The organism is Clostridium pacaense, from assembly GCF_020709765.2.
In the GTDB taxonomy this organism is placed as follows: domain Bacteria; phylum Bacillota; class Clostridia; order Lachnospirales; family Lachnospiraceae; genus Enterocloster; species Enterocloster hominis.
Genome location: NZ_JAJFEB020000110.1, coordinates 1 through 278, shown reverse-complemented (window position 1 = coordinate 278; position 278 = coordinate 1). Strand labels below are relative to the sequence as shown.

Genomic DNA, 278 nt, shown 5'->3' with positions numbered 1-278 from the left:
AACATACGTTTGTTTCTCACCTCTCAAGCTGTTTAATACGGATTATGATAATACCCCCTGCGCAGGGCCTCCTGCCTGAAACCGTAGGATTCATAAAGCTTTCTGACTCCGGCGTTACTTTCACGGACCTCCAGGGCAATGGAGCGCACGCCCCTTCCTCTGGAAAAATTGACCATGGCGTCCATGAGTTTCCTTGCGATTCCCTGCCTGCGGTAACCGGGCAGGGCAGCAATCCGCTGTATCTCACCTTCAGCTGCCAGTATCCTTATAATACTGTA

General features: G+C 51.1%; 1 protein-coding gene. It reads right to left on the bottom strand.

Going from position 1 to position 278, the window contains the following annotated elements:
- Positions 1–32: 32 nt before the first annotated feature.
- On the bottom strand, positions 33–278 hold a 246-nt coding region (locus LK536_RS58700), incomplete at its 5' end, for a GNAT family N-acetyltransferase (protein WP_506092322.1).